The sequence below is a fragment of the Proteus vulgaris genome, assembly GCF_016239305.1.
In the GTDB taxonomy this organism is placed as follows: Bacteria; Pseudomonadota; Gammaproteobacteria; order Enterobacterales; family Enterobacteriaceae; genus Proteus; species Proteus vulgaris_C.
The window spans coordinates 140,980-158,390 of record NZ_JAEHOQ010000002.1 but is presented as its reverse complement, the minus strand read 5'-3'; the positions used below and the strand labels follow the sequence as shown (position 1 = coordinate 158,390).

At 33.1% G+C, this 17,411-nt stretch carries 18 protein-coding genes; 10 read left to right on the top strand and 8 right to left on the bottom strand.

The window, feature by feature from the left end; all coding sequences use genetic code 11:
- The first annotated feature begins 32 nt into the window (after positions 1–32).
- Positions 33–509: a hypothetical protein gene (locus JEP40_RS02225; protein ID WP_198622263.1), complete on the top strand. Its 477-nt coding sequence runs from the start codon at positions 33–35 to the stop codon at positions 507–509.
- Here JEP40_RS02225 and JEP40_RS02220 read toward each other — a convergent pair whose 3' ends face one another.
- On the bottom strand, positions 510–1,433 hold the full coding sequence (locus JEP40_RS02220; RefSeq protein ID WP_198622262.1) for a LysR family transcriptional regulator: 924 nt from the start codon (positions 1,431–1,433) through the stop codon (positions 510–512).
- A gap of 98 nt (positions 1,434–1,531) precedes the next feature.
- Between JEP40_RS02220 and JEP40_RS02215 the strand changes: the two genes are divergently transcribed.
- Positions 1,532–1,987 (top strand): DMT family transporter, encoded by a 456-nt coding sequence (locus JEP40_RS02215; protein WP_198622261.1) that lies wholly within the window; start codon positions 1,532–1,534, stop codon positions 1,985–1,987.
- 3 nt (positions 1,988–1,990) lie between these two features.
- On the top strand, positions 1,991–2,422 hold the full coding sequence (locus JEP40_RS02210; RefSeq protein ID WP_198622260.1) for a DMT family transporter: 432 nt from the start codon (positions 1,991–1,993) through the stop codon (positions 2,420–2,422).
- Between the two features lie 28 nt (positions 2,423–2,450).
- Here the strand turns inward: JEP40_RS02210 and JEP40_RS02205 are convergent, their stop codons facing one another.
- Positions 2,451–2,864 carry a DUF6122 family protein gene (locus JEP40_RS02205; RefSeq protein ID WP_198622259.1) on the bottom strand — a complete coding sequence of 138 codons (414 nt, stop codon included), beginning with the start codon at positions 2,862–2,864 and terminating at the stop codon, positions 2,451–2,453.
- A 102-nt stretch (positions 2,865–2,966) separates the two neighbouring features.
- On the opposite strand from JEP40_RS02205, the gene JEP40_RS02200 reads away from it, so the two are divergent.
- A complete protein-coding gene (locus JEP40_RS02200; protein WP_332873030.1) occupies positions 2,967–4,055 on the top strand; it encodes a linear amide C-N hydrolase in 1,089 nt (362 codons plus the stop codon).
- Positions 4,056–4,135: 80 nt separating this feature from the next.
- On the opposite strand, the gene JEP40_RS02195 is transcribed toward JEP40_RS02200, so the two are convergent.
- From JEP40_RS02195 to JEP40_RS19030, 4 genes are read right to left on the bottom strand one after another with little or no spacing between them, the layout of a single operon-like run.
- The gene (locus tag JEP40_RS02195) at positions 4,136–5,608 is read right to left on the bottom strand and encodes a TolC family protein (protein WP_198622257.1); all 1,473 of its coding nucleotides are present in this window, start codon (positions 5,606–5,608) and stop codon (positions 4,136–4,138) included.
- Entirely contained in the window at positions 5,605–7,458 is a 1,854-nt protein-coding gene (locus JEP40_RS02190; protein WP_198622256.1) for an FUSC family protein, read from the bottom strand. The genes JEP40_RS02195 and JEP40_RS02190 overlap by 4 nt, the downstream gene beginning before the upstream one ends.
- A complete protein-coding gene (gene mdtN, locus JEP40_RS02185) occupies positions 7,448–8,488 on the bottom strand; it encodes a multidrug transporter subunit MdtN (RefSeq protein WP_198622255.1) in 1,041 nt (346 codons plus the stop codon). Before mdtN ends, JEP40_RS02190 begins: the two co-directional genes overlap by 11 nt.
- Before the next feature lie 2 nt (positions 8,489–8,490).
- Positions 8,491–8,649: a hypothetical protein gene (locus JEP40_RS19030; RefSeq protein ID WP_231039372.1), complete on the bottom strand. Its 159-nt coding sequence runs from the start codon at positions 8,647–8,649 to the stop codon at positions 8,491–8,493.
- 394 nt (positions 8,650–9,043) lie between these two features.
- Between JEP40_RS19030 and mnmH the strand changes: the two genes are divergently transcribed.
- Positions 9,044–10,132: a tRNA 2-selenouridine(34) synthase MnmH gene (mnmH, locus tag JEP40_RS02175; RefSeq protein ID WP_198622253.1), complete on the top strand. Its 1,089-nt coding sequence runs from the start codon at positions 9,044–9,046 to the stop codon at positions 10,130–10,132.
- A 115-nt stretch (positions 10,133–10,247) separates the two neighbouring features.
- Here mnmH and JEP40_RS02170 read toward each other — a convergent pair whose 3' ends face one another.
- Entirely contained in the window at positions 10,248–11,006 is a 759-nt protein-coding gene (locus JEP40_RS02170; RefSeq protein WP_198622252.1) for a DUF4184 family protein, read from the bottom strand.
- Positions 11,007–11,183: 177 nt separating this feature from the next.
- Positions 11,184–12,584 carry an MFS transporter gene (locus JEP40_RS02165; protein ID WP_198622251.1) on the bottom strand — a complete coding sequence of 467 codons (1,401 nt, stop codon included), beginning with the start codon at positions 12,582–12,584 and terminating at the stop codon, positions 11,184–11,186.
- A 93-nt stretch (positions 12,585–12,677) separates the two neighbouring features.
- On the opposite strand from JEP40_RS02165, the gene JEP40_RS02160 reads away from it, so the two are divergent.
- The 5 genes from JEP40_RS02160 (at position 12,678) to JEP40_RS02140 (ending at position 17,395) form a co-directional block, all read left to right on the top strand.
- Complete coding sequence (locus JEP40_RS02160) at positions 12,678–13,469, top strand: helix-turn-helix transcriptional regulator (protein WP_198622250.1); 792 nt, start codon at positions 12,678–12,680, stop codon at positions 13,467–13,469.
- 125 nt (positions 13,470–13,594) lie between these two features.
- On the top strand, positions 13,595–14,788 hold the full coding sequence (locus tag JEP40_RS02155) for an MFS transporter (protein ID WP_198622249.1): 1,194 nt from the start codon (positions 13,595–13,597) through the stop codon (positions 14,786–14,788).
- Complete coding sequence (yidZ, locus tag JEP40_RS02150) at positions 14,781–15,755, top strand: HTH-type transcriptional regulator YidZ (protein ID WP_198622248.1); 975 nt, start codon at positions 14,781–14,783, stop codon at positions 15,753–15,755. Before JEP40_RS02155 ends, yidZ begins: the two co-directional genes overlap by 8 nt.
- Positions 15,756–15,908: 153 nt before the next feature.
- Positions 15,909–16,346, top strand: coding sequence for a GNAT family N-acetyltransferase (locus JEP40_RS02145; protein ID WP_198622247.1), 438 nt, complete (start codon positions 15,909–15,911; stop codon positions 16,344–16,346).
- A 2-nt stretch (positions 16,347–16,348) separates the two neighbouring features.
- Positions 16,349–17,395 (top strand): serine hydrolase domain-containing protein, encoded by a 1,047-nt coding sequence (locus JEP40_RS02140; protein ID WP_198622246.1) that lies wholly within the window; start codon positions 16,349–16,351, stop codon positions 17,393–17,395.
- Positions 17,396–17,411 lie beyond the last annotated feature (16 nt).

Sequence of the window (17,411 nt, the reverse complement as noted above, 5' to 3'; positions counted from 1 at the left end):
TAATTATACTTTTCCCTAGAAGGAACAAAAATATGAAGATGATTTATTTATGCATTATTGGTATATCTGGTTATGAAGGCCCTGATTTTGTTCTGGGAGCTTTTGATAATAAAGAAATAGCACAAGAAGCAAAAAATACTTTTATTAAAGAAAATCAATATGATGATAATAAAATTAAAATATTAGCAGAAAACAATAGATGGATTGAGGTAGACGAAATTATATTGAAAAATTATCGTTGTGAAATTCCCCTTTCAGATTTTTATTATATTATTTCACGTTTTAGTGAAGGTTTTGGTCAGATCTATCGTGATATTGAAGCTATTTTTGATAACTATGAAAATGCACTCTCTAAATTAGAACAACTTGAAAAAGAATATGAAGAATCAGATGCCTCATTTCCTGAATATTTTGCGATTGAAAAGCTACAGGCGAATCAAGTTAATGCTAAAACCTTAACGCAGTGGTTAGCAGGTGGCTTTTTCGGGGATGATAACCGTTTATTGTGATCATTTTCTTTCAATATTGCGTTGGTAATCGCTATTAACACCGAATTGTTCTTTTAAAAAATCAACAAATAGCGTTATCTTGCGAGGAAGATTTTTTTTGTCAGGATAAACTGCATAAATAAAGTGCTCAGGTAAATCGAAGTCCGTCAATATAGGAATAAGTTTTTTATCTGTATTTGATAAGGCTGTTTGAGTAATAAAATGAGGGAGTAAAGCAATACCTATTCCTTGTAAAACGGCTTGTAATAATGCTTCACTGTTATTGGCACGATAACTACCTTTAGGAATATGGCTATATTTTTTACCTCTTTGATAAAAAATCCACTCCATGCCAGCTTGATATAATGAATACGATAAGCAATTGTGATTTTTTAGCTCAGAAACTTGCATGGGTTTACCATATTTATCAAGATATTCTGAAGAAGCGTAAAGTTGGCTATGACAAGGTGATAATTGACGCGCTATTAATGAGGAATCGGGTAATTCACCAATTCTAATTGCAAGGTCGTACCCTTCTGCAACTAAGTCTGTAACTTTATCATCAAATAAAAGTTGTACATCAAGTTCTGGGTACTTCTGTATAAATAAAGGCATTATTTTAGCAAGGTGTAACGTACCAAATGACATGGGCGCTGAAATTTTAATGTTGCCTTTAGCTTTATCGCTAAATTGTGAAATAGCCTCTTCGGCCATTACAGCTAATTTATAAGACTCTCGAATATAGCCAATATAGACAATACCCTCTTCAGTTAAGCTGACACTTCTTGTCGTTCTATGAAATAAGCGTATACCTAACTTCTCTTCTACACCTTGGATAGCCTTACTGACTGCGGATTTTGTTATATTCAATGTTTTGGCAGCTTTGGTAATACTCAAATGCTCAGCCACAGCAATCAGAATGGGAAAAACGTTCATATCATTCATATTGTCAACCTAGAGTAAACAGTGTGTTTTCTTGCCAGTATTCTCAAAAAGGAATATTTTAAGTCCACACAAAAAATCATTTATATAGACTTAATGTTATGAATAACAAGTATATTCTCTCTCTTGTTGCGGTCTTTTCTGGCGTTTTACTTTCATTAATGATTATGAGTAATAGTTACTTAGCCAGTTTTACAACACCATTAACCGCATCATGGATAACACACGGTATAGGAACTCTTTTCTCTTTAATTATATATATTTTATCTCTAAGAAAGAATCAACAGAACAAGAAAAATAATAATAAGATAAAAATTCTATGGTATTTGGGAGGAATTCCTGGGGCTTTTACGGTGTTATTAGCTGCAATTACAGTAAATAGTCCATTATCGCTTTCAGGTAGTATTATTTTAATGATAACAGGGCAGATTCTTTTTAGCGTTATTGTTGATGCAATGGGATGGTTTGGGGTTGAAAAAAGAAAAATCACTCTACGCGATTTATTTATGTGCTTTTTACTTATTTCTGGTAGTGCATTATTAATTATAGGTAGATAACTTATGAGTATTTTTATTTTTATTGCATTATTTAATGGTGCCTGCATTGTAACAAGTCGTACTTTAAATGGTAAGTTAGCACAAAATAGTAATGCTTTTTATAGTTCTTTAATCAACCACTTAATTGGCTTTATATTTTTAACTATCTTTGTTTTATGGATAAAAGATTATCGCTATATTGAGTTATCTACGATCCCCTTAATTGCTTTTGCTGGTGGTATTATTGGCGCTTTTTTCGTTGTAATTAATAGTTATGTTTTACCGCTAATGGGTGTTATGTTAACGTCTGTTTTAGCTATCTGCGGACAAATGATCTCAAGTCTGATTATTGATATATTCAGTGGTGTTGAAAGCAATAGTCTACTATTACAAATAATAGGTATTTTATTGATTATTGGTGGTGTATTAATAAAATTTACTAAGCAATCTAAATAAAAAATAAAAGGAGATTTAACCTCCCCTTCTATTTTTGACTAATAAAACCATTATTGAGATCAGACATAAAGTCGTTTTTATCACAACTCATCGTAATTGTTAGGTTAGGCTTTAATCCACCAAAATAGCAATCAACCGAGTCGGTAAATAAATGAAATAAACATCCTACCGCAATGGCTTTTAATTTCCATGAGGGTAAAAACCATATACCTAAGTAAACCAAGGCGGACCAAACGGTATGTAATGGATGAAAACCGACGCTACAACGGTTGGGATCAAAAATAGGTGTTGCTAACAAATGGTCAATATCAATGACCATTGTACCTATCATAAGCAGTGAGGCTATCTTCCAATGCTTACGCCAAAAAAGGTAGCCTAATAAAATAGGTGCCAAAAAATGCAAACTGTAGTGCAATAATATTCTAACAATCTCAAGTATCACAAAATCTCCAATGTTCTAAAAATATTTGCTATTTAATTACCAAATAGTTGCCGTCTTTTTTATTTGAACTAAATTTAAAGGAGTTTTTTAATTAAGGAATTCATAATGAAACGCAATAAAATATTAGTTGGTTTATTATCCTCATTACTCGCTGTTTCAATGGCGAGTGAAGCCTGCTCTAGTTTGGCTATACTTGATAAAAATAATAACGTTTATCAAGGTAGAACCCTTGAACTGACGGCAGATTTGCCTTCATGGGTTGCTTTTTATCCTAAAAATACACAATTCACAAAAAAAGCCCCTAATGGTGAGAATGGCCTAAGTTATAGCAATAAATATGACATATTAGCCGTTACAACAGATATCTTTTTTGATGGTGATGATCATAACTTATTACAAGGTTTAAATAGCGCGGGTTTATCATTTAGCGCCAATATGATAACAGAAGCTGAATTATCACCGCTTGATAAAAAGGATTATGATAAAGCCATTCCCGTCACTTCGATAGGTGAATGGGCATTAGCTAATTTCTCAACGGTCGAAGAAGTACAAAAAGCAGTTGAGTCAGGCTATTTTTGGGCTCCTGTATTAAAAAACTTTGGCAATTTAAAATCACCTTTACACTATGCCTTCTATGATAAAAAAGGTGGCAGTATTGTCGTTGAAGCCACAAACGGTAAATTACATGTTTATCAAAATCCAACCCGTGTAATGACAAATGGTCCAGACTTCCCTTGGCATTTAACTAACCTTAATAATTATAGCCAATTAACTAATATTGATAAATCTTCAGGTAAATTAGCAAATATCAATGTGGTACAGCCTGATAGTGGCATTGCAACATCTCAATTACCTTCATCAGATACGTCTGTCGGCCGTTTTATCCGCGCTGTTTATTTTTCAACCTATGCACCGAAAGCCGAATCGACACCTGAAGCGATGAACACCCTAGCGCACATTATGAATCGCTTTGATAGAACAAAGAATATCACGGCTGATGTCATGGGAGAAAGTCAAAGCGACAGTAATCAACTGCAAACGGAATACACTGTTTGGACAACGTTATCTGATTTAACGAATGGTGTAATGAAAATAAGAGGCTATAACGATATTAACTATACCGAATATTCTCTTTCACAATTTAAAAATATGAATAAACCTGTTTTTGAACAGATTAACTTGAATAAATAATCTTTCATCGTTGTATTAGAGGCTGGCGATTTATTATTAACGCCACCTCTACTAAAATAAAAATATATAAAATAAATATTTTAATGTGATGTTGAATTAGGCAATGCGCTATCAATTTCGCCTAATGCAAACGCTAAATCAACAGCCGCAATCTGTGATCCTGTATAAGCATCAATCTGAGACATTTGTGCATTTAATAATGCAATCTCTGCGGTATTAATTTCGGTTACTGTTCCCAATCCGTTACGATAAAATTCCACACTGGCGGTATATGTTAATTGTGTTGTCTCTACTAAATTTTTAGACGCTTTATTTGCCTCAAGTGCTGATTTGAGTGTGTTTTCACTAATTGAAATCTCTTTTATTGCAAGATCTTGGCTTTTACGTAAATTTTCTTGTGCTAGCCTAATTTCTGACTGTGCATTTGCCATTCGAGATTGGCGTATTCCACCTTCATATAATGGTATACTGACTCCAATCAAGATATTGGAAGATGATGTTCTTTGGCTAATATCAGGAAGCCCTTGAACATCAAAACTACCAGTTCCTCCTGCAAGTGCACCAGCAAGATATACTTTAGGAAAATAGTCAGATTCGACGGAATTAGCAGCCTTAATCGCGGCTTGTTGTAATTCATATTGCGCTAAAACATCAGGACGTTGTGCAAGTGCTTTTTTTATCACATCATGGGTTAATGGTGAAATATCATCAGGAAGAAAATTATCATCGGCATAATTTATGGTTATTTTTTCAAAAGGTGAAACGCCAATAGCAGCCAATAAGATTTGATATTGATCTTTTTCATGGCCTTTAGCTAGCACGTGTTGTAATTCAACTTGCGCAATTTGTTGTTTTGCTAATGCCACATCCAATACTGTCGCTAATCCCTTCACTCGTTTTTGCTCAACGGCATATAAAATATCTTTACTTCTCTGAAGGGCTTTTTGAGTAATATTCACCTTTTTTTGTGCCGCTCCATAACTAAAATAGGCAACCGAGACATCATGAATAATTTTCTGATGCATTAGATTAAAATTAAGGTTGATTGCTAATGAAGTATGTTTGGCTGCATCAACTAATGCTCCTCGTTTACCAAAATCAAAAATAAGCCATCTAAATGTAAGTGCTGGAATAAAAGCGCTACTAGATGTTTTTATATCATCAACAATAGGGTTTTTAGGTAAATCAATTTTCCCTCGTTGATATCCTGCTAGTGCCGTTGCTGTGATAATTGGCAAATATGTGCTTTCTATCATACCAATATCAGTGGCTGATTTTTTTGCTAATTCCCATGCAATACGTGTATCTGGATTATTTTGTTGACCTAAATCGATAAGGTCAGCTAACGCATAACTAGATTTAGTTATTTGTTCTTGAGGGAGCGATAAGTATTGCTCCGTCGGTGAGGAAATATATTTAGTATTATCATAAACGATAGGCTCTGGAGAATAGTGTTTAAATGAACTGCTTGTGTCAACACAACCAACAAGTAATAGGCTTAACAGAGATGACAGAATATTTTTCTTATTATTAATGACTAAATTTATCATCATAGTTTTTCTCTTATTAAATTTTTAAATACAAGCTCTCTTTCACCTATTGGTAATATTCTCATTTCTTTATTAAGAATAGTTTTTTTAAATTCATCTTTTGAATCTTCATCGATATTTAAATAAGTGAAATCATCTTCAAAAATAAATTTATGAGCGTAATTGTGATAGCTAATATAAGATATTTTATTTAATGATTTTTTAAAAAAAAGCATTAGATTTTTATTTTTTTCTCTATCTTTTTTTTCAAAGATGAGTAGGTTTACATTGTCTTTTGACTGTGTAATAACTTCATTTACAGATGAAACTAAATCTAACATATCGTTTTTATTTGTCGAATATCTTAGGTCTGTATAATTATCTAAAATAGAGGTAATTTGTCTGTATATCGTATTAATAATACTTGATGGCCATACTTTTGTGAAAATAATGTACATCACAATATTACCTAACAAAATGCCTAAAATACGATCAGAGACCACGTCCATATCAAAGCTAGGTTTAAATCCGTGTAATGTTGTTAATAAAAATGCTAAACCGACTTGTACACCAGCATAAGAGATGCGTTCATTACCAACAGCAACCCAAGCTGCGGGTAATAAGCAGAAAAAGATCAGCACCATTAATTCAAAAACATCAGATAAGTTAGGGATAATATAGAGTAGTGAAATCATGCCAATTAGCGCCCCTATTAGGCACCCCGTGATCCGCAATGTTAATTTATGAACTGTTTCACCGACAGATGTTAATGCCACGACATAACAAGTGATCATTGCAGTATGAATACCCTGCCATTTAAAATAATCATAAAAAATATAACATATAATGGCGGCTATAGTAGTTTTTAACGCGAAGTACTTGTGATTAGGATTTGTAAATGCGTCACTGACAAAAAAAGGTGTTTTTTTCTGTACAGGTTTAGTTTCCCTTTTATTAGATAAAATCTTATCAAAAGTATTTAATAGGCGAAGTTTACTCATTGAATATTGGGCTTGTTGTTTATCTTTTATTTTATCTATTTGATGGTGTGTAAAAGAATCAGCAAGTTCTAAACATCTTTTAGAAAGAAGAAAACGTATAGAAGTTGGCGTGTTTTTATCAAAAGTTAATGACATAATTAGTATTTGATAAGAGTTGTCAAGAATATTCTCTAACCATTGAATGTCTTCTCTTCCCCGTAAATAAAATATTTTAATAAACGTTAAATAGCGTTTACATTCTGTTTGTGTACTCAGTAATTCACTAATTTCGAGTTGGCTTTCTTTTCTTCCTAAAAAGAAATCACTTGCAGTAGAAAAACGTGTGGCAATTTTATTTAACAGCAATTTTCTAGGGCTAATGCCAGCAAAGAAATTAAATAAAATAACCAATAGCATTGGAGATACTGCCATTAGTAATGCATAAAGTAGTGCTCTTGTTGCAACATCTCCTACAGGGATATCATCAATTAAAGTCATTAAAAAAGCGATAACTAAAGCTACTAAATTACCAATATCACCAAGGCTACTTGCCGATGCTAAATACATAAAAACAGCTGAAAATAAAGCCATAAAGAAAAATCGTAAAATAATATTTTGTATCGTGAGATTAAAAAGAACAAAGATAATACACACGACAATAGAACATAAAATGATTACGCCAATAGATAATAATATATTTTGTACAGCATCTGCTTTGATTAAATAGATAATTAAATAGCAACTTATTGCGGATTCGGGAATTTCATAAATCATCGCAATAGCAGCCATTAAGGCACAAAGCAATGCAATGCGCCAAGTAGTCGCTAAACGAAAATCAAAAGGTAACAAGTCTTTTTTGACTTGTTTCACTATTAGAGAGGGTTTAACAATCATCGTCGTCAGCTATTATATTGACAGTTGCTGTAGCTCCAACCCGCATAAGATCTTCTGGTGGATTGGTGATGGTGACTCTAACAGGAAACCGTTGTTGAACTCTAACCCAATTTAGTGATTTAGGTACATAAGGTAAGTCTCTTGGAATATTAATAAGATCAGTTGACATGATCCCTCGGCTAATTCCTTCTACTTTGCCTTTAATGGGGTGTTTATTATCAATCATTGAATAAATAACGACACAGTTACCTATTTTTATATTATTTAAATCGGTCTCTTTAAAATAAGCTGAAGCATACCAAGTATCTGTATCAATTAAGGTAAAGACAGATTGACCAGAAATAATAAATTCACCTGATGACAGTACTAATCCGGCAACGTAACCATTGCTTGGTGCTTTTACTTCAGTATTACTTAATTCCCACTCTGCCATTGCTAGTGAAGTTTTTAACGATTTTACTAATGCTACTTCTGAATCTGTATTATTAATTAAAGCTTCTGAGGCGACGTTTTGTTTTTGTGCTTGTTTTAATGTGACTTCTGCATCATGTTTTAATGTTCTTGCATCATCAACTTGTTGTGCGGTCACAAATCCTTTTACTAATAATGGCTCTAACCTATTAAGTGATTGAGTCGCTAATAATAAATTGACTTGAGCGCGTTTTATTTGTGCTTCTGCAACTTCTGAATTTGATGTTTCTGCAATAATAATACGTTGCTTATTACTTAATGTTGCTTCAGCGATCATGAGTTGCTCTTTTGCTTGCTGAACTCTTAATGCGTACATAGTGGGATCGATAGTAAATAGTAAATCCCCTTTATTAACCTTGCTATTTTCTTTGACGTAAATAGCGCTAATTCGACCTGGCACAGTTGACGATATGTTAATTTTGTTAGCATCAATTATTGCATCTTCACTGAGTGGATTTAACGCTGATAATTGAATATTTTTCCACAATAAGATGAGTGTAATCACAAAAATGATCAACGTAATTATAAGTGCCAGCTTTTTTTTGATTTTTTTATCCATAATTAATAAGAAAAATAAAATAAAGAAATGGTTAAAGAAATTGATAACAATATTGCAAAATAAAAAATTAAAGGAAGTGGCAATTTATCATCAATACCCCAATAGATAAGTAACACGCGTATGACAAAAGCCCCTAATAAGCCGATAAATGTACATAACATCCAATATGGGAAATAGGCGCCTAATATACTAATAAAAGGAGAATGGCCTTGAGAACAACCTGATAATAGCAATATCATTATGCTCAAGTTAGTAATACGATAATATTTTCTTATTATGTCCAAGGTAATATACTCGTCATTTTTCGATAAACTTTATGGTCCGTTTTCAACACGATAGTGTTTTTATCTATAGTATTTAATCAATGTATTAATCTAAAATATCACATTGAATAGATGTTAGATGTTTTTTATCTGTCAATCTATAGCCTTATCTTAAATTTTTCTATTGAAAATGGCTCTTCGTCCTCAAATATGACTGTAATTATGGGCGTTACATGATTTTAAGAGTATAGTAGCTAATCTTTCAGTCCGACTAGATATTACAATTTTTATTATGGAATCAGCGTTTTCTGCTCAAAATATTCGACATATTCTTGCTACTAACACACCTATTATTGATGTACGTGCGCCTATTGAATTTAATCAAGGTTCGATCCCTAATGCGATTAATTTGCCTTTAATGAATGATGAAGAGCGCGCGGCTGTGGGGACTTGTTATAAACAACAAGGCTCACAAAAAGCGGTTGATTTAGGGCATCAATTGGTTAGTGGTGAAATCCGTGATAAGCGCATTGCAGCTTGGCGTGAGGCTTGTGAGCAATTTCCCAATGGTTATATCTGCTGCGCTCGTGGTGGGATGCGTTCTCATATCGTTCAGCAATGGCTTAAAGAAATAGGTATCGATTTCCCATTAGTTGAAGGGGGATATAAGGCATTAAGACAGACTGTTATTGAAATGACCAATGAATTTGTTCAACGCCCTATTATTCTTATTGGCGGATGTACTGGCAATGGAAAAACAACATTAGTGCGTTCATTACCAGAAGGTATTGATCTTGAAGGTATTGCTCATCATCGAGGTTCTTCATTTGGCCGTACTGTTGAAGATCAATTTCCTCAAGCTACATTTGAAAACCATCTTGGTGTTGAACTGTTAAAAAAATCAAAAAAATATACGCGATGGGTGCTTGAAGATGAAGGTCGTGCTATTGGAGCTAATGGATTACCTGAATGTTTGCGAGCAAAAATGGCTGAGGCATCAATTGTTGTTGTTGATGATCCTTTAGAGCAACGTATTGAGCGTTTAAAAGCTGAATATTTTGATCGTATGACTCATGATTTTCTAGAGGCCTATGGCGAAGATAAAGGCTGGCAAGCTTATAGTGATTATTTACATCATGGCCTATTCGCTATCCGTCGTCGATTGGGATCTCAACGAGCTGTGGAATTAACACAATTACTCGATAACGCGTTAGAAATACAAAGAAAAGAAGCAAATACTGAAGTACACTTTTCTTGGTTAACTCCTTTGCTGAAAGAGTATTACGATCCTATGTATCGTTATCAATTAAGCAAAAAGGCAGATAAAATTATTTACCAAGGGCGTTATGACGACGTTATGCAATGGTTTAAAAATCAATAAATAACAAAGACTTTCTGCATAAAACATTTTTAATATCTATTCAAGAAGAAACTTCCGTAAATGATTTTACGGAAGTTTCTTTTAATCTAATTACTTAAATGCATATTAGTAAGAATTATAAACTATAGTGTCTATTTTTAGTACGATATAACCATATCCCTAAAATTATCATTAAACCAAAGAAAAAAGGCACAGATAAAGATAGCTCTAAGAAAACAAACCGATTAATGTTAATTCCCTGCCCTTTATTTGAGAATTGCAAAGCTAAAGGCAAAGCACATAACCCAGACAGGAAGCCGATCCCAATTAAGCGATATAATTTAGTACGGTTTTCCTTTTGTGTTGGGTAGTCTTGTTTACGCTGATATTGAATGTATTTCCAACACAAATAAAGTAACCCTAATACAGAGCCTAAATGTTGTAATAATTTATAAATAGCAATCTCTTGGCTATCTGTCATTCCTTGTAATAATTGTGCCTGTAGTACAGAAAAAAATCTGACTGCCGTTCCTGTTTCATGGGTAAAAGAATCCCATACAATATGTGTTACTGCGCCAATATACAGGGATAAAACAAATAGGCTTAATACCTGAATATTGAGTTTTATAGGATCATATAAAGGAATGGGCGATACATATTTTAATGGATTTCTGAATAAGTAATTCAAGATAAAAATGAAGATACAAAAAGGAAATGCAGTATAAAACCAGCCTAATAAATCGTGTGCCGTTGTTGCTGATTGATATAAACCAAAAGAATAGAGTAAATCAGGTGAAGTGCTTCCCACAATCAATGCAGGTAAATTAAGGTATTTACCTAGTTGGGACTGTTTTATCGGAAAAACAATAGAAGGATGGGAAAAAGTCCACGGCATAGGAATATCTCTACAAAACAAAGTAAATAACAAAATAAGCATGAGTATATCAGCAGATGAGTTAAGTTTTATCTGATATCACAGCGATCTGGTGGATTAATAAAATGCCCTCTTATTAATGCAAAAAACGCCATAAATGGTGAGAATATTAATGGCGTTATATGATGGGGTTATTATCTAGTTATGTTTAATAACTATTTTTCTTAATAGTAAAGCTGCACATATAGCCATAATGAAATTGAAAATCATACTAAAACTAAATGCAATCTTATATTGTTCTATCATATTTATTGAAAGTGAGTGACTAAGGCTAAACTGTAAAATAATTGAAACACAAGTTGCCCCTATAGCGGCACCAACTTGTTGTAATGTTGCGGTTAATCCTGAAGCAATACCAATAAATTCGGATTTAACTTTTGCTAATACTAAATTGAGCATGGGTGTCATTATCATGCCTTGTGTAAATCCTACTAAGAATAGGAATGGGATCACAAAAGAGCTATTTTCTGGTGATATTAGATAATAAATACCTCCAATTAAAAAGAGATAACTTAAAGCATAACAAGTAGCACCCCAATAAATAATCTGTTCACCAAACTTTCTTACCCATTTAGGTGTTAATAATGATGAAAGAACAAATCCTATACTTGATGGAACAAAAATTAGTCCAGATTCTAGAGCGGAGCGCTTAAATCCATTTTGCAATAATATCGACATCATCATAGGAAAAGCTGATGATGTTGCATAAACACAAACGACAATCCCGATCCCTATTACATACGGATGATTAGTAAATAAAATAGGATCAAAAAGAGGTTGTTTTCCTTGCTGTTTTAATTGATTTTCATAGTAAATAAAGAGAGTTAACAACATTAATCCGAAAAGAAAAAATAGCGTACTACGTAATTTCCATCCCCAGATAGGTAACATTAATAAAGGAAGTAACGTGAACGTTATGCTAAAAGCAGATAAAACAACACCACCAATATCTAATCTTATATAACTTAGAGTCTCACTTTGAGTTAAATAATGAGAAAGTGCTAATGCAACAATACCAATGATGAGATTAATTAAAAAAATTGTACGCCATTCAAGCCCAAAAAGATTTAATGATATTAAAAGCCCGCCGAATGCTTGCCCTGCTATTGCGGCTAAGCCTAATGTCATTCCTAATAAACCAAATACTTTTTTTGCCTGTGTATCATCAAAATTGAGGCGAATACTTGAGTAGACTTGGGGAAATAATAACGCCGCCGTTAATCCTTGCAGACAACGAGCAATAACAAGACAAATAGCATTAGGAGAAATTGCACATAATACCGATGTTAAAGTGAAACCAAACATACCAATACGATAAAGGGTACGACGACCGTAAATATCACCTAATCGCCCTCCTGTAATTAATAATAAACCAAAGGCTAATTCGTATCCTACGATAATTAATGTTAGTTCTGTTAGCGTTGCATTGAGTGTCTGTTCAATATTCACAATAGCGACATTGACGACAAATAAATCAAAAATTGTGACAAATCCTGCTAATAGTAGAACAAATAAGGCGATGCGTTGTTGAGTATTCATTTTTTGTCTCAATGATTAAAGAAATGAGACTATAATGAGTTGTTTATCCTGATACAATTTAACCATTTATACTATTACTAAAAGCAATAGGCTATGACTGAAAGAAAACGAACACGCCCTGAGTTAGCTGATTTTTTACGTACTAAAAGGCAAAGTATTTCACCTGAAAGCGTGGGATTACCTGGCACTGGACGTCGGCGCACACCAGGGTTACGCCGTGAGGAAGTTGCCGCACTCTCTGGTGTTGGACTAACGTGGTACACATGGCTTGAACAAGGAAGAGATATTGGTGTATCGAGCCAATTTTTGGATAGTTTGGCTACTGCTTTGCGCTTAAATAGTGCTGAAAGACAGCATCTTTATTTGTTATCACATATGAGAGAACCAACAGAAACAGGAATAACAGAACATCAGGTTCCTGAGACCATTTTACGAATTTTAGCTGATTTTCCACAAGAATATCTCTGTTATGTTTTAAATCTACATTGGGATGTATTAGCTTATAATAAAAAAGCAGATACTTATTTTCATTTTTCAGATTTCAGTGCTGAAAATCGTAATTACCTTTATTTGTTATTTATGGATCCTCGTTACAAAACACGTATTGATGATTGGGAAAATATTGCTGAAAGATTATTGGCAAGCTTTCGTCGTGATCATGCCAGAACAAAAAATGATCCAAATATTCGTAAATTAATTGCTACGTTAAATTGCTTATCACCTGAATTTAAGAGAATGTGGGAAAAACATGAGATATATCCGCCTTGTGATGGATTAAGAATATTAAATTTTGACAATAAAAAAGAGTGTTATGAATACACATCATTAGCATTTGATTTAGAAAAATATAATCGAATTTTAGTGTATATACCTAAGAATGTGTGATCATTCTTAATAATGGGATAAATATATTATTTCCAAAATGGAAATTAGAGATTGCTTTTTTGTCATTAGGATCCAGTTTCTTTGACCATTAGAATGCCTCTCATCAGAATAATTGAGGTGGCTGGATGACAAAATATATCCTTTTTAGTTTTTGCTTAGTGCTGATTTATCCACTAGGTGTTGATTTACATTTAACGGGTTTAACAGCAATCGCAAAAGATTTAAATGCGACTGAAGCGACATTACATCAGGCTTTTTCAATCTATTTAATGGGTATGGTGTCATCCATGCTAATTGCAGGATGGTGTAGTGATAATTTAGGGCGCAAGCCAGTTGTCTTGCTTGGAACCGCTATTTTCTTATTAGCATCATTTAGCGCCAGTATTTCGGTAACGGAAAATAGCTTTTTAATTACACGTTTATTTCAAGGTGTTGGTGCAGGGTTTTGTTATGTTGTCACCTTTGCAATATTACGAGACACATTAGCCGAACAACAACGAGCAAAAGTTCTTTCGATGATAAACGGTATTACGTGCATTATTCCTGTGTTAGCCCCAGTTTTAGGATTTTTAATTTTATTGCAATTTGAATGGCCTATGATGTTTTATGCAATGGCAACTTATTCATTATTTGTTTTTGTATATTGTTGTTTTTGGATAAAAGAGACAAAACCAAAGCCACAAGCTATTACTAAAAAAGAAAATAACTTGATGACAGTGAATATTGTCGATAACGAGTCGTTTTTAAATGGTTTTTTTCTAAGTCGCTTACTTATTTCATGTTTAGGAATGGGGGTTATTCTTACTTATGTTAATATTTCACCCATTGTGATTATGCAGCAGATGCACTACACCACAGGGCAATATTCAACAGCAATAACATTGCTTTCCTTGATCAGTATGGTGACATCTTTTTTAATGCCTAAAATATTATCAAAATTTCGTTATGAAGTTATTTTGTATACTGGGTTATTCTGTTTTTTAGGTGCAGCTATTTTTATATTTATTGGGAAAAATAGCGATCCTCATTGGTTCTTTGTCTCATTTTCATTGTGTGGTGCAGGGTTTGCATTGCTATTTGGTATTATAATGAGTCAAGCGCTCTCTCCGTTTAGCCGAAAAGCTGGATTTGCTAGCTCTATTTTAGGGATTTCTCAATTAAGCTTTGCGTCTCTTTATATTTGGATTATGGGATGGTTAGAAGTCTCTGCAATAAATATGTTGATGGTTGTCTTATCAGCAAGTTGTATTATTGGTTTCGCTTTTTTGCATATTTTCCAATCTTCAGAACAACGACAAAGGGTTAATTGTGATGCATAAACCATTACATCGAATAGATTTGAATCTATTAGTTATTTTTCAAATTTTATTACAAGAGCGTAGTGTTACCTTAACTGCGAAGTGGTTATCTATTTCCCCTTCCGCAGTTAGTAAAGCACTGGCTAAATTACGTGTTTGGTTTGATGATCCGCTTTTTGTACGTAGCCCTCAAGGCTTAATACCGACACCTTTGACATTAAGTATTGAACACAGCTTATCTGATTTTATTAATATTAGTTATCATATTGTCGGTAAGCGTAATACTGAAATACCTAAAGGGTTAAAGTTTAACTTAGTAATGGAATCTCCCTTACACCAAATTATATTGCCTGATTTTCTTCAAAAAATATTATCACATTTTCCTGAATCGACGATAAATATGAAAAATTGGGAATATAATTCACTATCTAATATTATTGATGGTGAAGTGGATATTGGTCTTGTCGGTAGAGAGTATTATCCTCGCTCAAAAGAATTGTTGGATTTACTACCGGATGCGATTGATTATGAAATATTATTTAAAGATACTCCCTTAGTTTATCTTCATAAAGATCACCCTTTATTAAAAGAAGTGTGGAATTTAGATAATTTTTTAAATTACTCTCATGTTAGCACTGTACTTGATAAACGTAGCCATTGGGCATTGGATGATGTTTTAAGTGAACATGGTCGTATGAGGAATATAGCACTGACATATACGACATTTGAGCAATCGTTATTTATGGTTGCACAATCAGGGCATCAATTAATTACTAGTGCACCGGGTTATTGTTTACACTATATTCAAAAAACATTACCTAGCTTAACGTCTCGCCCTATTCCGTTACCAAAGAAAAAGTTAGAACAACTTGATTTACCGTTTATTTTGTTATGGCATAAGCGTAATTCATATAATACAAAAACGTTGTGGTTAAGAGAAACTATTAAAAACAATATTGAACAATTTATACAAAAAAATGTAGATTAAAATATTTTTATATTTATCGTTTTATTATAAATAAAATAATGTGTCTTATTGTGCTATCTAAATACTCTCTTAATCTTTTTTAATTTTTATCGCTGATAATGAAATCTGAATTTTTATTGATACGTTAACCTATAATTTAAAAAAGATAATATAATGGATATCAGTTTAAAACCAATCAATTCAGATAATTATGAAGAAATTAGTCTACTTGAAGTAGAAGAATATCAAGAAGACTATATTGCTTCTAATATGTGGTCTTTAGTGGAAGCCGCTTATCACGAGGACTATATCGTCAGAGGTATTTATTCGTCAGATAAACCTGTTGGTTTTTTTATGTGGGTAAAAGAGAACGAAACTAAAATCGCTATTTGGCGTTTTATGATAGATAAAGCATATCAAAATAAAGGGTTAGGCAGAAATGCACTACAACTTGCCTTAAGTGAGATAAAGCAAGATAAACAAATCAATGAAATTGAAATTTGTTATAACCCATTGAATCCAATTGCTAAAACATTCTATACCTCTTTTGGTTTTCAAGAAACTGGTATGGATAAAGAAGGTGATGATATGTTGGCAATTATAAGAGTATGATAATGATAAATAGAAAAAATAGTGATCTACAAAATCAAATTGAACAGTTACTTACTCCTATTTTAGAGGGTGAGCCTGGTATGATCATCATGGCACGTTTTGATAATGGCGTAATATATCAAGCTCAAAAAGGTTTTGCGAATATCACGCAAAAACAATTAATTAATGAAAATAGTGTCTTTAATTTGGCATCGGTATCAAAGCAATTTACTGCTTTTTCCATACTATTATTAGCCCAAGAAGGAAAATTATCACTTGATGATTCTATTCTCACTTATTTGCCAGAATTAGGTGATTACGCTAAAGATATTACGATTAATTCACTGATTTTTCATATTAGTGGGTTAATTGATTATATGGAATTGGCATTTGAGCGAGGCATAACTTATACCACCCCATTAACACCAGAGGAAAGTTTTGCTGATATAGTGAGGCAAACAAGGACTTATTACCCTATTGATAGCAAGTTTGAATATAACAATACGGGCTATTTTTTACTGTCGCAAATCATTGAACGTGTAAGCCAAAAGCCTTTTTCAGCCTTTGCACAAGAACGTATATTTTCACCATTACAGATGAACGATACTTTTATTGTTGAACAATACCCTACAGTAAATCCTATTGTGTCTGGTTATGCAAAAGATGAGCAAGGAAAATATCAGTTATCAGAAAGCCCTTGGACGCAAACAGGTGATGGCGCGGTACATTCAAGCGCGAGTGATTTAATGAAATGGGGTGAGAATTTCAATACTGCTAACGTCGGTGGCGTAGCGCTGATTACTAAAATGACACAACCTTTCTCTAATTTAACACGTAAAGGCAAACCGGTGATTGATTATGAAGCTTATGGATTTGGGCTTTTTATTAATCATACTTTGGGTGAAATTATCTTTGAACATTCAGGGGGGTGGATGGGAACATCAACGCATTTTATGCGAATCCCTCAATCGAAATTGACTATCACCGTTTTATCCAATCGTGAGAACGAAGAGATTGATTTAGTAGCAACAGAAGTTGCTAAGATTTTACTTAATAAACAAGTTAGTTAATATATTAGAGATTATA

What these genes read in the sequence shown, in the direction of transcription:
- JEP40_RS02225 (WP_198622263.1), top strand. Translation starts at nt 33, where the DNA reads ATGAAGATGATTTATTTATGCATTATTGGTATATCTGGTTATGAAGGC.
- JEP40_RS02220 (WP_198622262.1), bottom strand. Translation starts at nt 1,433, where the DNA reads ATGAATGATATGAACGTTTTTCCCATTCTGATTGCTGTGGCTGAGCAT.
- JEP40_RS02215 (WP_198622261.1), top strand. Translation starts at nt 1,532, where the DNA reads ATGAATAACAAGTATATTCTCTCTCTTGTTGCGGTCTTTTCTGGCGTT.
- JEP40_RS02210 (WP_198622260.1), top strand. Translation starts at nt 1,991, where the DNA reads ATGAGTATTTTTATTTTTATTGCATTATTTAATGGTGCCTGCATTGTA.
- JEP40_RS02195 (WP_198622257.1), bottom strand. Translation starts at nt 5,608, where the DNA reads ATGATGATAAATTTAGTCATTAATAATAAGAAAAATATTCTGTCATCT.
- JEP40_RS02190 (WP_198622256.1), bottom strand. Translation starts at nt 7,458, where the DNA reads ATGATTGTTAAACCCTCTCTAATAGTGAAACAAGTCAAAAAAGACTTG.
- mdtN (WP_198622255.1), bottom strand. Translation starts at nt 8,488, where the DNA reads ATGGATAAAAAAATCAAAAAAAAGCTGGCACTTATAATTACGTTGATC.
- JEP40_RS19030 (WP_231039372.1), bottom strand. Translation starts at nt 8,649, where the DNA reads ATGTTATGTACATTTATCGGCTTATTAGGGGCTTTTGTCATACGCGTG.
- mnmH (WP_198622253.1), top strand. Translation starts at nt 9,044, where the DNA reads ATGGAATCAGCGTTTTCTGCTCAAAATATTCGACATATTCTTGCTACT.
- JEP40_RS02170 (WP_198622252.1), bottom strand. Translation starts at nt 11,006, where the DNA reads ATGCCGTGGACTTTTTCCCATCCTTCTATTGTTTTTCCGATAAAACAG.
- JEP40_RS02165 (WP_198622251.1), bottom strand. Translation starts at nt 12,584, where the DNA reads ATGAATACTCAACAACGCATCGCCTTATTTGTTCTACTATTAGCAGGA.
- JEP40_RS02160 (WP_198622250.1), top strand. Translation starts at nt 12,678, where the DNA reads ATGACTGAAAGAAAACGAACACGCCCTGAGTTAGCTGATTTTTTACGT.
- JEP40_RS02155 (WP_198622249.1), top strand. Translation starts at nt 13,595, where the DNA reads ATGACAAAATATATCCTTTTTAGTTTTTGCTTAGTGCTGATTTATCCA.
- yidZ (WP_198622248.1), top strand. Translation starts at nt 14,781, where the DNA reads ATGCATAAACCATTACATCGAATAGATTTGAATCTATTAGTTATTTTT.
- JEP40_RS02145 (WP_198622247.1), top strand. Translation starts at nt 15,909, where the DNA reads ATGGATATCAGTTTAAAACCAATCAATTCAGATAATTATGAAGAAATT.
- JEP40_RS02140 (WP_198622246.1), top strand. Translation starts at nt 16,349, where the DNA reads ATGATAAATAGAAAAAATAGTGATCTACAAAATCAAATTGAACAGTTA.